The following is a 17,917-nucleotide window of genomic DNA, read 5'->3' on the forward strand; positions in this document are numbered from 1 at the left end:
AAATAAAAACAAACGGATGAAAAGATGGATTTTTATCGCGCTCCTGGCATGCAGCATGACGGGATGGGCGCAGGAAAAGAAAACGGCTGGCAACCCGGTTTTCCCGGGATGGTACGCTGATCCGGAAGGCATTGTGTTCGGCAAACAATACTGGATATTCCCCACGTATTCCGCGCCTTATGAGCAACAGGTTTTCTTTGATGCCTTTTCTTCCCCTGACCTGGTGAACTGGACGAAGCACTCCCGCATCCTGGATACACAGCGTGTGAAATGGGCGAACCGCGCGATGTGGGCGCCTGCCATCATCAAAAAAGGTAAAAAATACTTTCTCTTTTTTGGTGCGAATGATATGCATAAAAAAGGAGAAGGCGGCATCGGCGTAGCCGTGGCATCAAAGCCCGGCGGCCCTTACAAAGACTACCTGAAAAAACCGCTTATCGATGAGGTCGTGAACGGCGCCCAGCCTATCGACCAGTTCGTGTTCCGCGATAAAGACGGAGAATATTATATTTATTACGGTGGATGGGGGCATTGCAACATCGGGCATCTGAAGAAAGATTTTTCCGGTTTCATTCCATTTGAAGATGGCAGTACGTTTAAGGAAGTAACGCCAAAGGGTTATGTGGAAGGCCCCTTCATGTTCATCCGTAACAACAAATATTATTTCATGTGGTCTGAAGGTGGATGGGGCGGCCCCAACTACCGGGTAGCCTATGCGATCGCAGATTCTCCGATGGGCCCGTTCGAGCGCATCGGCACTATACTGCAGCAGGATACAACCGTAGCCACAGGCGCCGGTCACCACTCCGTGATCCAGGTGCCGGGCAAGGACGAATACTACATTGTGTACCATCGCCGCCCGTTGGGGAAAAAAGGCGCCAATGAACGGGAAACATGTGTGGATGTGATGAAGTTTGATGAAGAGGGAAAGATCATCCCGGTGAAAATGACCTTTGAAGGGGTAGCGGCAAGACCGCTGTAAGAAAGCATTTCAGAAAAAATCCCGGTAGCCGCTGGTTGCCGGGATTTTTTTATCTCCGCTCCTGATGCTGCCATACGATCAAAGCCTTTCGGGCATGGTATCTGTTGAAGAAAGATAACCAAAACGATCTGCCATGCAGGAAATCCTTATTGCTGTTATAGCCATAGTTGTATTGCTCGGCGTCTACATCGCCATTCAGGGCGTTAAAAAGAAAAGGAAGGGGGATGACAAGCTGATCAACCGCTCGGTTCCTCCGTTGGACCCTGACAATAAAACGGCCGGTGGCGGTACCCCACGGGAAACGTATCCCGGAAGCAATTAAAAATAACACCGGGTATTTGTAAAATCATCAGGTTTGTTTACATTTGTAACCATATGGTTTCATATTAATTATTCTTTTATGGCTACACCCGGACATCTACAATTAAACGCTGATGGTTACAGCGTTCAGTTTGAAAGACATTTTCCATTTGATCTCAAAACCGTATGGGAAGCTATTACCGACCCGGCTAAAATGGCGGTATGGTTCCTGGAAGTGGAAATGGATTTTACACCGGGTGGGAAAATGACCATGCGTTTCCCCGACGAGCATCATACTGAAACCTACGGCCGCATCCAGCGTATTGAACCGCAGCGGTTATTTGAGTTTGTGTGGCTGAATGATGACGGTCCGGATGAGTTGGCCACCTGGCAACTTTTCCCCGAAGGCCCTTCCCATACAAAACTGGTGCTGACTTACAGCAGGCTTGCAGAGAAATACGCCATCAACGTACCAACCGGCTGGCATGTAATGCTGGACCATCTTGCCGAAGTTATAGCCGGCAGAACCGAACCCTACCCTCCACAAAACGGGCCATCACCGGAAGAAAAACACGTAGGCGCCCTATATGCTGCGTTATGGCACAGACAGTTCCCTGTATTTGAACTATCCGGTCACTATGGTACTTTCATCAGAAAAGATCATTTATTTGATATACGTTTTGAGCGGGTGCTGCGGCATCCTGTAAAGCGCGTATGGGAAGCGATCACGAAGCCTGAGCTACTTGCCCGCTGGTTTGGTGGTGAGGCCGAAATGGACCTGCGCCCGGGGGGCAAAGTACGCATTACGTTGCTGATGACGACAGTGGAAGGTGAGATCATCGCGCTGGAGCCGCAACGCCTGCTGGAATATACCTGGGGTGACAAGAATACGGTACGGTGGGAGCTATTTGAAGAAGGAGAAAACACCACCAGACTTGTCTTCACCGAAACAGCGGTGGACCCGGCGCATTTCCCGGACGCTGCTCCCGGCTGGCATGGCTATCTGGACCGGCTTGCCTATGTGACAGATGGTAAAAAAGTTCCCGCTTTTCCGCTGGAAGCCTGGCCCGAGATATCGAAAGAAGCCACCGCAAAATACCGGGGGATGCTGGAAGGTTGAATAACGGCCGTCCTATCCTTGCACAACCTCCCCGTCCCCGCAACAAATTTGCAGCGTGTGGAAAACGGGTAGCCTGATTTAATATTCAGTTTACATCCAACCGGTAAGTTTGCTGCTGATATGGACAAGTTTCCAGACAACCGGCTGATCGCGCTCATCAGGGAGAACAACCAACTCGCATTCACCGCACTGGTGAACCGGTACTGGGAGGGGCTGTACAGGCATATTCACGCAAGGATAGGCCATGAAGAAGATACAAAAGACATCCTGCAGGAAATTTTCATCTCCGCCTGGAAAAGCAGGGAAACGATATACACCGATGCTAACGGTACAATAGCCTCTTATCTTTTCAAAGCCGCCCGTTATGCCATCATCAACTATTTCAGCCGTCCGCAGCAAACCATCTGCAACGAGGCGTTGCTGGAAAGCCTCCTGCTGCACCAGTCCACCGGCTCCGCACTGGAAATGCTGGAAACAAAAGAACTGGAGCAACAGGTGATCGACGAACTGGACCGAATGCCGGAAAGATTGCAGCTCCCCTACCGCCTCAGCCGCTACGGCCAGCTGTCCACCAAGGAAATAGCCGCACAGCTTTCCTTATCCGAACAAACCGTCAGGAACAATATTTCCCTTACGCTGCACCGTTTACGGGCTTTCCTGCAAAAAGATCTTTTGCTGATCATATTCTTCTTCATAATTCCTTAACACCAAACAGCAGTACAGCCGGGCCGGCTACGTGATATATACGGTGTTATGGACAACGAACGCCTTTCTTCACGCCAGCTAAAAGCCATTCTGAAAAAGTATCTGCACGGAACTGCCACCGCAGATGAAGCCCGTCAGGTGGAACGCTGGTATGCAGCATTCTCCGAAGCGGAAACGGAAGACAAGCTGAAAGATCCGCATTACAAAAGTGCGCTGCAACAAGAGGTCATGGCCGGTATCCTCCATCATACCGCCCCGCGTTCCGGAATGCGGTTACGGATCGCTGCAGCGGCAGCATTGCTGATAGCGGTATGTACAGGATTATATCAATATACATTCCGCGCATCGTCTCCCCGGCAGGAAGCGCAGGTGATAGCAGTACCTTTCGGTGAACGGAAAAGCATCACGCTGCCGGATGGCTCGCAGGTATATCTCAATGCCGGTTCAACACTCACGATAGAGGAAAACTACGGCAAAAAGGAACGGCTGATCAGGCTTTCCGGTGAGGGTTTCTTTGAAGTGGCGGCTGACCCTGAGCATCCGTTCATCATTCATACCGGTGATATCTCCACTGTTGTACTGGGCACTTCTTTTAATATCAGATCGTACCCGGACCAGGAAGAATGGCACATCACGATGGCCAGTGGCGGCGTAAAAGTGCTCCGGCGGCAGGAAGTGCTTTCCGGCAATCTCACCGCCAACCGGCAATTATCCTATCACCATGCATCCGGGAAAGTAGCGCTGAGCAACACCGGAGCCAGCCTTCCCGGCGAATGGCGCAACAACATGCTCAACTTCCGGAACAGTTCACTCAAAGAAATTGCCGGAGAACTGGAGCGCCAGTACAACGTTCCGGTCAGGGTCAGCGGTCACGATGAAGGCCACTACAGGATCAGCTTCCACCGGCAGCCGCTGCCCGAAGTGCTGAACATACTTTCCGGTCTTACCGGAACTACTTATACAGAACAAAATGGTGCCATAATTATTCACGCAAAAAAAGGACAAGCTAATGATGAGACCATAACGCAAGAATAAAAAAACCGGAAGCGTTTGCAGCACTTCCGGCGGACCTGTCCGGTTAACGGACAGCATTTTTAACGGATTCCAGTCACATTAAAAACATATCAAAGATGCAAAAAAAATTTGCAGGTTGTTGCAACCTGCTCGAACCTCTTTTTTCGCTAAAAATGAGAATCACCACCTTTCTGGTATTATTTTCCTCGATGTTGTCCTTCGCCACTACCAGCACCGGACAGTCCATGTACGAAAAGAAAATAAGCCTCAACGTAAGGAACGGCTTGTTAAAAGATGTGCTGACGCTCATTGAGCAGCAATCTTCATTCGTGATCGGTTACAACCGGGATAATATCCCTGACAGCAGCCGGATCAGCTATTCCGCGGTGAACAAGCCTGTCGGCAATATACTGGACGACCTGCTGGCAGGTTACCCGGTGATCGCCAGGCAGATCGCGGAAAAATATATTGTGCTGAATAAAGTATTGCCTGCCGAGAAAATATTATGGCAGCAGGAGCTGGTGATTTCCGGAAAGGTGACGGACAGGGCCTCCGGAGAAGCTTTACCGGGCGTAAGCATCAGTATAAAAGGAACTTCCTCCGGTACGGCTACAGGTACGAACGGCACTTTTTCAATCCGGTTCCCGCAGGGAAAGGATGAAATTATACTGGCTGTTTATTACCTCGGCTACAAAAGGCAGGAACTGACCATTACCCGGGCAAATGCATCGCAGGTAAGGAGCATTATGCTGGATGCGGACCGGCTGGGCCTTGATGAAGTGGTGGTAACAGGCCAGGGGCTGGACATCAGCAAAAGAAGATTATCCACCAATGTGGTCAGTATCGGCACAAAGGAACTGGACGAAGCGCCATCCGGCAGGATAGACCGGATGCTCCAGGGCAAACTGCCCAATGCGCAGATCAGGCTTACCGGCGGGCAGGCAGGCGCCACTTCATTGATCCGGGCAAGAGGGGTGAATTCCGCTTTTGTGAACTCTACTCCTGTTATTTATGTGGACGGTGTGCGGATGGACAATCTCAACACCGTGTCCGCCCTCGGTGGCGGAAGTGCCCAGGGCGCAGCCATCAGCGCGATAGCGGATATCCCTACCGACAATATTGAAAGGATAGAATACATCAACGGCGGAGCGGCCACTACCCTTTACGGATCAGATGCCGCCAACGGCGTGATCCAGATCTTCACCAAAAAAGGCGGGTCGGACAGAACTTCGCTCACGTTCGAGACGCAAATGGGTATTGAAACGCCTACTGCGGATTTCCTGCATTTTTCCCGCACCAAAGAATTGTTATTCCAGAACGGGATGTACCAGAAGCACCACATTGCGGTAAATGGCGGGCAAGGCGATTTCGGGTACAGCTTTTCCGGCAATTACAGCAACAGCGAGGGCGTGCAGCTGTATGATCAGAACCGCAACGAACGCATCGATTTCTCCAGCGGTTTCCGGGCAGCGCTCAGCAGCAAGATCACCTATGAAAGTTCCTTTACTTTCGTGAGCAACTCCTTCAAACGCAACCGGAACGGTAACCAGGGTGGTTACACGGGCCTCTGGTTTGCTGAAAGCGGCGCATCCTCCATTACCGGCCCAAGGTTCAACCCGGTGATAGACACCCTGTCGGAAGAGGCTTTTGCGCAAATGAAAGCGTATGTGAACGAAGCAGAGCGCCTGCAGGACAACAGCATCAAAGTAAAACGCTTCCAGACCTCCCAGGTGTTCAAATATATGCCGTTGAAAAACCTGGTGTTCAAAGCTACCGGCGGGATCGACTACCGGGTGCAAAAGAACCAGGTGATCCAGACCAATCAGTACCTTTCGTTTACCACCAATACCAATGTAAAAGACCAGGGCAGCATCACCAATGCAGACCGGAAATATATGGGTATTACACTGGAGCTGAACGGCCAGTACGAAGCAAAGGCCGGAGACTTCTCTTTCATCACCACGGCAGGCGGGCAGCTCTTCCGTAACGAAGACCAGCAGATCGCCTACACCGGCAGCAATATCCGGGACGGCGCGCGCACCATCCGTGATGCCGCCACCAGAACAAGTGATGAATATTATATCGAGATCGTGAACTATGGCATGTATATCCAGGAAAATATCGGCTTCCGGAACAAGCTGTTCCTCGACCTTGGATTGAGAGGAGACGGTAACCCTGCTTTCGGCAGCAATATCGGCATTCAATACTATCCCAAAGCAGGCATCTCCTATATTCCCTCTGCGGAACCCTGGTTCGAAAGCATTTCCAGCGTGATCTCGTCCGCCAAGGTGCGCGGCAGCTTCGGTGTTGCCGGCAACCTGCCAACAGCTTTCACTAATCAGCGCACCATTGCCTTCCAGGGTTATCAGAACGAACAGGCGGCATTTTTCGGGCAACCCGGGAATGAGGACCTGAAGCCGGAGAAAACACAGACCGCCGAAGGCGGCCTGGAGCTGGGCTTTCATCATGACAGGTTCCTGCTGTCCGCCGGATACTATCATTCCACTACGCGTAATGCCCTGTTCTATGTACCGCCCACCCCTTCCACCGGGCAATCGCAATCACAGTTGTACAACGTCGGGAAGATCCTGAACAAAGGATTCGAGTTCAATATCATCGCTATCGCCATTCAAAAAAAGGATGTTACCCTGCGGCTGAATGCATCTGTCAATACCCTGTATAACAAGGTGCTCAGCTCAGGCGGTGTAGCTCCTTTCAATATCAACGGGTTCAGTGCAAGAACGATCCAGACGGTTGTGCAGGAAGGGTACCCGATAGGCTTCCTCCGCGGCAACTACGGAGTGTTTGGTGACGACGGCACTTTGTTGAGCACTACCGCGCAGCAGAACCTCGGCACCACTATTCCCGATCTGTTTGGCAGCATGGGACTGAATTTCCGTTACAAGCAGTTCGATCTTTATGCCAGTGCGGATTACCAGAAAGGCGCCTATGCCAATTCCTTCGACAGGCAATTCCGTTTCAACTATGGTGCGGATAATGAAGGCATCCCCCAGGCGGAGATCGACAAGAACAAACGCACCAACTGGCTGAACTTCACCAATATGTTCGTGGAAAAAACCGATTTCATCAAAGTAAGAACGATCGGCGCCAACTACGCCGTAAAGCAGGGCTTGCTGGGTAAAGCTGTGAAAAGCCTTACGGTAGGTGTGATGGTGGTCAATCCCCTCAACTTCACTTCATCCAGCTTCGATCCCGAGGCCACCATCAGTGGTGCTGCACAGGGACAAGGCGGCGCTACCACCGGCGGCATTTCCTACGCCACCTATTCCGCGCCCCGCCAGTTCCTGGGATCACTAAGGTTTAACTTTTAAACGCTGAAAAATGAAAAAACTGTTCGCATATTTCCTGCTGGCGGCCGTTATGGCTTCCAGCGCCTGCAATATTCTGAATCCGAACGTAACCGACCAGGTGTACCTGGACAATCCGGATGCGGCCAAAAGCTGGGTGAACGGGCTGCGCCGGCAGCTGGCGCTCACCATGAACCAGGTAGTGGTGAGCACAGAGCTGGTTTCCGACAACTACTTCAATAACCGCACATTAAGCAGCAAAGTATTCGACATTCCGCAGATCGATTATTTTGATCTGGATGTCAATAACCTCCAGGTGCATATACAACGCCTGCGGGAGATGGCAGACTACGGGCTGGAAAAGGTACTGCCGGCAGACCATTCCGCTACAGCCAATGATTCCGCAGAGATCTATTTCAGCAAGGCCTTCGCACATCTGCTCAGCGGCGAACTATTCGTGGCATTACCGGGCAGCAGCACCGGTCCGGTGCTTACACCGGCCGGTCACCTGGATATCGCGATCGAAAATCTGGATAAAGCCATTGGGCTGACCACCGATGTTAACGAGAAGGATGCGTATATCCTGTTGAAAGCCCGGGCCTGGTATGCCAAAGGCAATGCCGCCAATGCCGTACAATTTGCTACAGCAGTATCGGGGAATAAAACCCTGCTCCGCCAGGCAAAATATGATGGTATCAACGGGGTTTCGAATGATATGCAGACCTTTCTTTTCTCCTCCGTCAACAATGAGTTTGCGCCTTTGCCGCGGCTGGACTTCCTGGACCCCAAGTACTATCACACCGGCCTTGCCAGTGGGGACCAGAAGCCGGTAACGATCGCAAAGGCGGAAGAAGCCGCGCTGATCATTGCAGAAGCACAGGCATCGGCGAATGAATTGCCCGCCGCCCGGCAGACGCTGAAAGATATGCTGACGGAGATCGTAGCCCTCCGGCCGGTAGTCATGCTGGACGACAGCAAAGAAACCCGTAACGGCGGCAATCGTACAGATTACCCCCTGACGGCCGTGCAGGTGAAATTCGACGCACAGGATGCGCCCCGCAGCAATTATGTGCTCGACAGGAAAGCAGGTAACGTAAAGGCATATACGGTTTCCGGGACCATGGTGACCGCTGCCGATATTGATGCCGCTACCGATCAGGACGCTGTGTTGTACATCCTGTACCGCCTGCGCCAGGAAATATTCATGGCGGAAGGCCGGCGGATGAAGGACCTCGGCATACGGCTCCCGGTATCGCAGACGGAACAGCTGAATAACAGCCACGTCCTGCCGGAGCATATCAAAGCACAGATTCCCGCTTTCATCCCGTTGAACCGCGGCATGGATGACTTTACCTATGACAAGGACAACGGTATCGTGACCATGGCATACGACATGAACAAAGTGCTCGTAGCAAACAAACTGGCTGCGGAAATTTTCCCATTCATCCATCAATAAACACTATTCATGAAAAAAAAGATCTTTCTATACTGCGCCATACTCCTTCTGTCCATACCTGTATTTGCGCAGAAAGCAAAATACGTGGTACTGGTGAGCGTAGACGGGTTTCGCCCGGATTTCTACCTGGACCCTTCCTGGCCAGCCCCCAACATGCAGCAGATGCTGCAGAATGGCGTGTATGCCCAGGGGGTGAGAGGCGTTTTCCCTACGGTCACCTATCCTTCACATACCACATTGATCACCGGCGTGATGCCGGGGAAGCACGGCATCGTGTACAATACCCCCTTTGAGCCGGGCGGCCAGACAGGCCGCTGGTATATGGAAGCAAAGGAAATCAAGGCGGAGACCCTGTGGGACGTTCTGCATAAAGCCGGTCTTGCTTCCGCGGCCGTATCCTGGCCGGTATCCACCGGAGCGCCGATCACCTACAACCTCCCGGAAACCTGGTCGTCCGCCACGCCCGGCGACCGGAGAGGCGCTACCAGTGAACATGCTACACCAAAAGGACTGTTTGAGGAAGTACAGGAATTTGCCACGGGTAAACTCGAAGCCAACGACCTCAGCCTGAAATATAACGGCATGAATGAGAACCTTGCGAGGATGACCGCGTACATCATCAAAAAATACAAGCCACGCCTGACGGCCGTACACCTTCCCTGTACCGATGGCGCCCAGCATGCAGAAGGAAGGGAAGGCAAGGGCGTAAGGATCGCCGTAGCATCTGCAGACCATGCCATTGGCACCATACTGGAAGCACTGGACAAAGCAGGCATCAGGGACAGCACTGCAGTGATCATTACCGGCGATCATGGTTTTGTTGACACCCATACGGGCATCTCCCCGAACGTATGGCTGCAGCAGGCGGGACTGACCGGCAAGACAGCGGACCGCGGCAACTGGAAAGCCACTTTTCTTTCCTCCGGCGGTGCGGCTTTTCTGCATCTGAAAGATCCGAAGGATAAACAGACATTGCAGCAGGTCAGGAACATCCTGGCCGCGCTTCCCCCGGCGCAACAGGCGCTTTTCCGGATACTGGACCGCAGTGAGCTGGACAAAGCGGGTGCAAACCCGGAAGCAGCGTTGGCGCTCACGGGGAAACAGGGCATCCGTTTCAATAATTCAGCGGACGGACCTGTATTCAGCGCCGCGCCCGGCGGAGCACATGGCTATTTCTCCGACTTCGACGAAATCCGCACCGGATTCATCGGCAGCGGGGCAGGCTTCAGCAAACACGGCGTGTACCCGGAGATCGGGCTGGAAGATATTGCGCCGCTTGTGGCGGAATTGCTGGGGGTTCGGCTGGAACAGGCTGATGGGGTGGTGTACCCGGGGATGTTTGTTTCGGAGAGGAAGTAAGGATGATGGAAAGGGCGGTTATGCGGTGATACGGATAGCCGCCTTTTTTTGGATAAAATTAAGTAAGGGCCGCATCCTTCCGGATACGGCCCGCTTTTTTGGGGTGGATGCAAGTTACCGGCAGGCTGTGCCTTGAGGTAACGGCTGCGCTTTTCTGGTTGATGACTCGCGGCTTTAGAGGAGCGGATCAATATTTTCGTGAACTTTCTATTTTCATGTCGGCCCATTGCCAGGCTTTTTTAAACCGGGCGTTAACGGCCCTGGCCTCAGCATCTTTCCCCTGCCCTTTCAGACTGTTGAACAATCCTTTCAGCGCCCACCCGTTCTCTTTGAACGTTTCCAGGTCGTTCCGGAATACGGTTTCCGCTTCCGCGAATTTCCCTGCTTTCACAAGCCAGTGGCCCAGCGAGAGGCGGACGGAGAAAAACCAGTCCGGCGGCTCTGTATAGGTCAGCTGGTCTTCTATAGCGATCGCTTTTGAAAAGCGGTCCACTGCCGTTGCGTAATCGCCCTTGTGCCCTGCTATCTCTCCTTCGAGGTTGTAAGCAGCAATATTCACGAGGTCTTCCACGGTATTCATGTCCCAGACAGACAGTTCTTTCAGTTCATCTTTCGCAGCGATCTTTTGCAGCGCTTTCATTTCTGTGCCGGCAGCCTGCAGATCGCCTTTGGCGGCGTATGCCATTCCCCGGGCATAGTGCCAGATGGCGGAGGGATACAGCAGCGGCTCTCCGGGATGCGGCTCCTGCAATATTTCATCCCAGCGGCCCAGGTGTACCATCACATACAAAGGGATGATATAGAAATGTTGTACACCGGCAAGCTCCGCGAGGTATTTCCTGTCGGCTTTGCGGGACACCATTCTGGCGGCATCCAGCGCCTTCTGGCCGCTGCCTTCCAGGAATGCACAGGCGGCGAGGAAATGGATGTTATGCGGATAAAGCACCAGGGGATAGAACCCTTCCGCGCGGCACTGCGCAATATAGGTGCTGTCTGCCTGCGACGCCTTTTCATTCGCCACCACACCTTTGTGATATTGCCCGGTACGGATGTAGGTGTGGGAAGGCATATGCACCAGGTGCCCTGCGGCGGGCATCGCCGTTCGCAGTTTATCAGCGTACGGCAATGCTACTTCGGCATGCTTCGATGCTTCCGTGGCATGGATGTAGTAATGCATTGCTCCGGGGTGCGATGGCGCTTTCTGCAGGATACTTTCGATCACTGCCAGTATCTCCGGGGTCCAGGGTTGAGGGGTGCCGTCCTTCATCCAGAGGTCCCAGGGATGGAGGTTCATCAATGCATCTGCATAGATGGAAGCAATATCCATGTCTTCCGGATATTGCAGGTGCGCTTCTTTCAGCGCCTGTGCATAAGCCTCGTAGTATGGGGCGATATCTTCCACTTCTTCCTGCGGGAAACGGACGGTCATGGTATGAATGAGCGCTTTTTCCTTCGGGGTTGTGCCGGCGGAGTATTTGACGGCGTTGCCGATCGCTTCGTTGATGTCCGCCAGGCTGGAGGGGTTTAGTGGAACATTGTAATTCGGGCCAAGCACCATCGCTATTCCCCAATATGCCATAGCGCAGGTGGAATCATGTTTCAGGGCGGTCCGGAAAGACCGGAATGCCTCGCCGTGGTTGAAACCATAGGTCAGCGCCAGCCCCTGGTCAAAGAACTTTTGCGCACTGTCTGAACCCGTAGTGATCTTGTAATGCAGGTTGCCCAGCCCTTTCAGCAAAGGGGCATCACCGTTCTTCCAGATATCCGGATCAAAAGACGGGGCACAGTAAATAAAGGTCCTTTTCTTCGCCGCCGGCACTTCCCTGGAAGAGATGGCCTTCCAGATGCCCAGTGTCAGCAAAGTGGTCAGTAATAGATAAATTTTCATGACGTGTATTTATTTAAGCTGGGTGTTCAGCGTTTCTATAAAGGCAAGCAGATCTTCCGCAAAGCGTTCCGGTTCTTCCCAGTGGACACCGTGGCCCGCATCGGGGTAAGTGATGAATTTCACATTCCTGATGGCGGTTGCCAGCTCTTCCTGGTCGCTCATCGGAATGATCACGTCTTTGCCGCCATAAACGATGAGGGTAGGCAAATCTGCTTTTTTCAGCTCGTGCAGATAATCTGCAGGCATCATTCCTTTTATGGCTTCGATCCATACCCTTGCGGGTACTTTCCTGCTTTCGGAAACGTAACGGTCCAGCTCGGCCTGATCCAGTTCCCTGGCCAGTGTGCTTTTCTGGAATTCCAGGACGAATGTCGAATCAACTGGGTCTTTCAGTTGTTTGACGATCTCGCAAAACTCCAGCAGGCCCGGATTGTTCCTGAAGCAGGCGATGGCCCCGGCCAGTACCAGTCCTTTTGTTCTTTCAGGATGATCGATCGCGAAACGTTGCGCGATGAGCGACCCCATCGAATGCCCGGCAATGATGGCGGAAGGAATTTGCAACTGGTCCATGAAAGCAGCCAGGTCCGCCGAGAAATCCGCCGGAGCATATCCGTTAATGGGACGGGAGGACAGGCCGTGGCCACGCTGGGAGAGTGAAAAAACGTGTACTGACGGCGGGAGATGGCGCATGACCTGCTCATAGGAGTACCAGGAATCTGTGTACCCGTGCAGAAAGATCACCGGCGTTCCCGAGGCTGCGCCCTGTTCCGCATATTGTATATCCACTCCCGCAGGAAGGCTGATGGTTTTGACAACCGGCGCTATCACGGGCGGCTGCCCGCCGGCCTGTCCGGCCCCGACCGTAGCCTGACCCAGAGAAAAATGGCAGCTGACCAGGCCAATGGCCAGCAGCAGAAAATCACGATTTTGCATGGTGTTCATTTGAAGTCAACAATAATGCAAAGCTACCCTCATGAACAAAGGGTAGCAATCCCGCAAGCAGGTAATCTGTATCCCCGAATGCGGGGAGTAGATAAGTTTACCGTCTGGAACGGTATTATACAATGCGGTTATGAATGGCTTTTGCCACTACTTCGGTGAGAGAAGCCACATGCAATTTTTCGTAAATCTTTTTTACATGGGAGCGTACGGTTTCATAGCTGATGGACAGCTCCGCGGCGATCATCTTGTAGCTCAGGCCGTTCACCAATGCCGCCAGCACTTCTTTTTCGCGGGGAGTGAGCTGGTAATCAGTTTTTACTTCCGGGCGTATATGAGCGGCCACGGTCTGCATTTTGCCCAGCACTTTACGGGCGATGGAGGGGCTCATGGGGGAGCCGCCATGTTGTAATTCCCGGATGGAATCCAGGAGCCGGGTATGCAGGAAGCTTTTGAGGATATAACCGGAAGCGCCGCCACAGATCGAATCGAATACCCGGTCATCATCTTCAAAAACAGTTTGCATGAGTATCTGTATCTGCGGGAATTCTCTTTTTATTTTCACAACGGCCTCTATACCCGTCATGCCCGGCATTTCGATGTCCATCAGAATGATATCGGGGCGGCATTCCCGCACGTCCTCCACACAATCCAGCACATGTGAAAAGGAGCCCGCGACTTCAAATTCGGGGGCGGTGGAAAGCAGCAGGGCGATGCTTTCCCGGATATTCTTGTTGTCATCGAATATGGCGATCCGCAGGCTCATGGACAGATTTGGTTGTTTATATAAAGTTCCGTTAAATTAACGGGAATAACATCCCCAAATCAGGGGATAGGGAATGTTAATGTAAGGCAGGTGCCCGCACCGGGAACACTGGTGACCGTGCAACTCCCCTGCATTTCAGCAGCCCTGCGCTGCATGTTCTGCAAGCCGTTGCCGGAGAGCGTACTGGTTTTCCCCATCTGCTGCGGGTCAAAGCCCTGCCCATCATCCTTCACCTCCAGGCGCAGCATGCGGGGCGCTCCCTTTATTTCCGCCACTTCCACCCAAAGATTGCGGCATTGCGCGTATTTATGGGCATTGTTCACCGCTTCCTTGAAAATGAGATAGAAGTTCTTTCTCTTTGTCATCTCCAGGTTCAGGTGCTGTACACCGGCGCTGCAATGCATGTGAAAGCTCACGCCCTGGGCGGTGAGCAAGGGCCGGGCAAAGGAATCCATTCTTTGCAGGATGGTGTGCATATGGTCGTTACGCGGGTTGATGGTCCAGACGGTATCGCTCAGTTCCCCGATCATCTCCCCGCAGGTATCACGGATCTTTTCCAGTGTACTGCGGAGGTCCGCCGTCTTGTGCTGCTGCAGATAGATCTGCGCCACCTCGCTGTACACTCCTATGCTGCTGAGGGTAGAACCAACATTATCATGCAGGTCCTGCGCAATCTTGTTACGGATGGCCTGCTTCTCCAGCAGTACATTGATCCGGTACCGGTACGCCATATATGCAGCAGCGGCTACGGCAACAGCACACAGCAGGAAAAACCACCATGATCTCCAGAATGGCGGAATGATGTGTATGCGGATGGCCGAATACGTCTCGCCCCAATCACCTTTCCTGTTGCTGGCCTTCACCTTCAGTGTGTAGTGCCCTCCAGGCAGATTGGAATAGCTGGCAAAATTGCGGTCACCAGCTTCTGTCCAGCTGTTATCGAAACCCTCCAGCATGTAGGCATAGCTGGTATTGCGCTGTATGAACTCCGGCGCGGAAAAAACGAACGTAAAATAATTCCTGTTGAATGGAAGCCTGATCTCCTTTTCCAGCAGGTATTCACTGAAGGAAGTATTGAAGATGCGGAAATCCGTGAAACAAACACCGGGGTAACCGGTATCTTCACCGATATCTTCCGGCCGGAAGGCTACGAGATAGTTATTCCCGGCCACATACATCCGTCCCTCCGCATCCCCGAATATATTGCCGCTCACACCGCCGGACCTTTCGATATCCGGCAGGCGGAAAACGGAATACCGCTGCCGTGCCGGATCATATTTATGGAGAAGGCCGTTGCTGACCATCCAGATATGCTGCTGTGCATCCAGCCGGAGGCCTTCCAGCAGATTGGCGGATGCGGCAATATGGGTGAATGTTCCGGATGAAGGATCGAAGCGGTTCAATCCACCGCCATAAGTGCTGACCCAAAGATAACCCCGGGCGTCTTCCGCGATATCGTACACGTTGTTGTTGCTGAGGGTGCCACGGGCGGAGGGATCGTTGCGGTGATAACGCAGGTACGGATGAGGGTTCTTTTGCCACTCCCCCAGGCCGGTTTTTCCGGTGGCCATCCAGATGCGGCCGGCGGCGGTTTTGTACAGCTTCCGGATCAGGTGGTCCTGCAGGTTAAAACGGCGGATGATTCCGGCGGACGAGTCTGCCCGCGAGGTCCAGCGCCGCGTGACGAGATCGTACCAGGCAATGTAATGCCCGTATGGCACAACGATCAGTGCGGGGTGCCCCGCTATCTCATCTTTGATGATAGATGTGATCCTGGAGTCGATGATATTATGAATGACCGGATCTTTTTCAGTGCCGGGCAGCAGGGTCAGTGAAAAATCCCGGGGATCGCAGCGGAACAGGGAAAAGCTGGTGCCGAGATAGACGATGCCGTCATCATCCCGGAAAATTTTTGAAACGGCCAGCCGTTGCCCTTTATAAATCAGCGGAACATGCCGGAAGCTGCTGCTGCCAGGTTTCCTGACATACAGCCCATCGCTTGTACCGGCCCAGAGATCTCCGTTCACAGACCGGAGGTCGTATATCTTCAGTTCCTTCCCGTCAGGGTCCAGGAACTGTTGTGTGAACGGTTGCCTGCCGGGATGGCAGATGCTTACGCCCCGGTTGGTCCCCAGCCATACAAGGCCATCGCGCCCCTGGTAGATGCAGTTGATCCGGTTATCCGCTATAGTGCCTTCCCGCGCGGGGTCATAACGGAAATGGCTGTACGTATTCCCGCGGGTATCGAAGATCGTCAGTCCGCTGCTTTTCCCGCCCATCCATATCCTGCCGGCGGTATCCTCTGCAAAGGCCAGTATCTCGTCGGCCGGAGCGGCATAAGCTTGTTCCCTTCGCTGTTCCGCATCAACATGATACAGCACTTTGTCCCAGGAGCCGAACCAGATATTGCCCCGTTTGTCTTTGAACAGGGAACTGACCGCTGCATGGGGAAGCCCGGCGTAGAGGTCATTATACCGGTCATCCATCCGGTAGCCGAGGTCGCGGGTACTGACTTTCAGTATCCCCCCTCCCTGGCGGCCTACCCAGAGGGTATCCCTGTCGTCAATTGTCAGGGCCAGCGCGTAGCGGGTGCCCCGTGGTACGGGAGATGTGAACCGCCCCGTACGCTTATCGAAACGCAGTACCCGCTGGCCGCCGGTGGCCAGCCAGAGATACCCTGCATGGTCCTGCACCATGGCATTGATGATATTGACGGGAATGGAGCTGGTGTCTTTCGGGATATGCCGGTACTGCCGGAATTGCCTGGCGGCAGGAAGACGGTAGTCATACCGCGTCAAACCGGCATCCGCCGTTGCGATCCACAATACACCTTCTTCATCTTCCAGCAATGCCGTGATAATATTGCCGGAGAGCGTAGATGTATCCCGCGGATCATTCCTGAAAAGGGTAAAGTACTTTCCATCAAATCGGTTCAACCCGTCTTCTGTACCTATCCAGATAAATCCTCTTTTGTCCTGCAGGATGCAATTCACTTTGTTGTGCGACAGGCCGTTCTGTACCGACAATCGGGAGAATACCAGCTGCGGCTCCTGCGCACGGAGAAATGCACAGAAAAAGAAGCAAAGAATGGTCAGTGATCTGCTGAGCATGCGAGGGGTTATGTGGAATAAACATAAAAGTACGGGTATTTGGACGGTGATACAACCCCCTAATCCGGGGAGGCATTAAGGTTGGACGGGATACCGGAAAAAATCACAAACCTCTTCATCGCACAACAACGCTTTATAAACCGGGTGTTGCAGCACCTCCGTATAGTCCATCCAGCGGCCGTCCACCCTGATCCTGCGGTACACCAGCCGTATGCCGTGGCTATAGTCCACATACCAGTTCACATGCCCGGTGTACAACGGCTGAATGGGTTTGCCGTCTGACTTGTGCCAGCCGTAAATAGCTACCCGGTTGGGCCTGGGATCGCGGGAGACCTTTCCGCTAAGCACGACATCTTTTTTGATCCCTGCTATCAGCCCTTTTCTCCCTTTGCGCTGGCCTTCTATGATGAGGTGATGATGGCGGAAGATAATAGCACTGTCCCGGAAAGCATACAACGGCACCGGTTCCAGCCGCACAACCGCCTGTTGCCAGATATCGCTGACCATTTTGCGGGTGGGCAGAAAGCATTGCAGGCTGTCCGCTATCCGCTGCGCCGTCATGGGTGTTAACGGCAAACGTACAAAATCGTCGTTGCCGCCAATGGCCAGATAGTCCGGCGCCACATACCAGGTGGCCCTGATCTTTTTGCCATTGCTGTCCGTTACGGACGTATGCACCGGCACAAATTTTCTCAGGAAGTCAGGGATGTTGCCGGACAGTATCTCGTGCAGCGCGAGCGGCTCCCGGGTATGCCATACCATGCTGTCTATCTGCCGGTAGAATGCCGTACCGGTGACCGCATCGGCCGGCCGGGGCGGAAGCGGAAGACGGTAAGCGCTGCGGCAGGAGAAGAACAGTACCGGCAGGCAGAGAAAACATATTGTGCGGTAGCGGGTGATCATGATCTGCATCACATTAAGCTACGCAATTTATTTTATGCATGCCAGCAGTAAATAAAAAGGGTGATGC

At 53.1% G+C, this 17,917-nt stretch carries 13 protein-coding genes; 8 read left to right on the forward strand and 5 right to left on the reverse strand.

The genetic code is table 11. The annotated features are described in order from the left end of the window. The first annotated feature begins 16 nt into the window (after window positions 1-16). The 8 genes from FW415_RS22880 (at window position 17) to FW415_RS22915 (ending at window position 10,244) form a co-directional block, all read left to right on the forward strand. Window positions 17-982: a glycoside hydrolase family 43 protein gene (locus FW415_RS22880; RefSeq protein ID WP_148389426.1), complete on the forward strand. Its 966-nt coding sequence runs from the start codon at window positions 17-19 to the stop codon at window positions 980-982. 133 nt (window positions 983-1,115) lie between these two features. Further along, window positions 1,116-1,304, forward strand: coding sequence for a hypothetical protein (locus tag FW415_RS22885; RefSeq protein ID WP_148389427.1), 189 nt, complete (start codon window positions 1,116-1,118; stop codon window positions 1,302-1,304). A 78-nt stretch (window positions 1,305-1,382) separates the two neighbouring features. Then, window positions 1,383-2,402, forward strand: coding sequence for an SRPBCC domain-containing protein (locus FW415_RS22890; RefSeq protein WP_148389428.1), 1,020 nt, complete (start codon window positions 1,383-1,385; stop codon window positions 2,400-2,402). A gap of 120 nt (window positions 2,403-2,522) precedes the next feature. Further along, window positions 2,523-3,107, forward strand: coding sequence for an RNA polymerase sigma factor (locus FW415_RS22895; protein WP_148389429.1), 585 nt, complete (start codon window positions 2,523-2,525; stop codon window positions 3,105-3,107). Window positions 3,108-3,155: 48 nt separating this feature from the next. Further along, the gene (locus FW415_RS22900; protein WP_148389430.1) at window positions 3,156-4,142 is read left to right on the forward strand and encodes a FecR family protein; all 987 of its coding nucleotides are present in this window, start codon (window positions 3,156-3,158) and stop codon (window positions 4,140-4,142) included. A 95-nt stretch (window positions 4,143-4,237) separates the two neighbouring features. Then, a complete protein-coding gene (locus FW415_RS22905) occupies window positions 4,238-7,453 on the forward strand; it encodes a TonB-dependent receptor domain-containing protein (RefSeq protein ID WP_148389431.1) in 3,216 nt (1,071 codons plus the stop codon). 10 nt (window positions 7,454-7,463) lie between these two features. Further along, window positions 7,464-8,885: a tetratricopeptide repeat protein gene (locus FW415_RS22910; protein ID WP_148389432.1), complete on the forward strand. Its 1,422-nt coding sequence runs from the start codon at window positions 7,464-7,466 to the stop codon at window positions 8,883-8,885. Window positions 8,886-8,894: 9 nt separating this feature from the next. Then, on the forward strand, window positions 8,895-10,244 hold the full coding sequence (locus FW415_RS22915; protein WP_148389433.1) for an alkaline phosphatase family protein: 1,350 nt from the start codon (window positions 8,895-8,897) through the stop codon (window positions 10,242-10,244). A gap of 187 nt (window positions 10,245-10,431) precedes the next feature. Here FW415_RS22915 and FW415_RS22920 read toward each other — a convergent pair whose 3' ends face one another. The 5 genes from FW415_RS22920 to FW415_RS22940 form a co-directional block, all read right to left on the reverse strand. Continuing rightward, window positions 10,432-12,132 (reverse strand): M48 family metallopeptidase, encoded by a 1,701-nt coding sequence (locus tag FW415_RS22920; protein ID WP_148389434.1) that lies wholly within the window; start codon window positions 12,130-12,132, stop codon window positions 10,432-10,434. A 9-nt stretch (window positions 12,133-12,141) separates the two neighbouring features. Next, window positions 12,142-13,065 carry an alpha/beta fold hydrolase gene (locus tag FW415_RS22925; protein WP_168208951.1) on the reverse strand — a complete coding sequence of 308 codons (924 nt, stop codon included), beginning with the start codon at window positions 13,063-13,065 and terminating at the stop codon, window positions 12,142-12,144. Window positions 13,066-13,189: 124 nt separating this feature from the next. Next, the gene (locus FW415_RS22930; protein WP_148389436.1) at window positions 13,190-13,837 is read right to left on the reverse strand and encodes a response regulator transcription factor; all 648 of its coding nucleotides are present in this window, start codon (window positions 13,835-13,837) and stop codon (window positions 13,190-13,192) included. Window positions 13,838-13,896: 59 nt separating this feature from the next. After that, entirely contained in the window at window positions 13,897-16,947 is a 3,051-nt protein-coding gene (locus FW415_RS22935; protein ID WP_148389437.1) for a sensor histidine kinase, read from the reverse strand. 75 nt (window positions 16,948-17,022) lie between these two features. Next, window positions 17,023-17,862 (reverse strand): hypothetical protein, encoded by an 840-nt coding sequence (locus FW415_RS22940; RefSeq protein WP_148389438.1) that lies wholly within the window; start codon window positions 17,860-17,862, stop codon window positions 17,023-17,025. Between the last annotated feature and the right edge of the window lie 55 nt (window positions 17,863-17,917).

It is taken from the genome of Chitinophaga sp. XS-30 (genome assembly GCF_008086345.1).
Lineage (GTDB): Bacteria > Bacteroidota > Bacteroidia > Chitinophagales > Chitinophagaceae > Chitinophaga.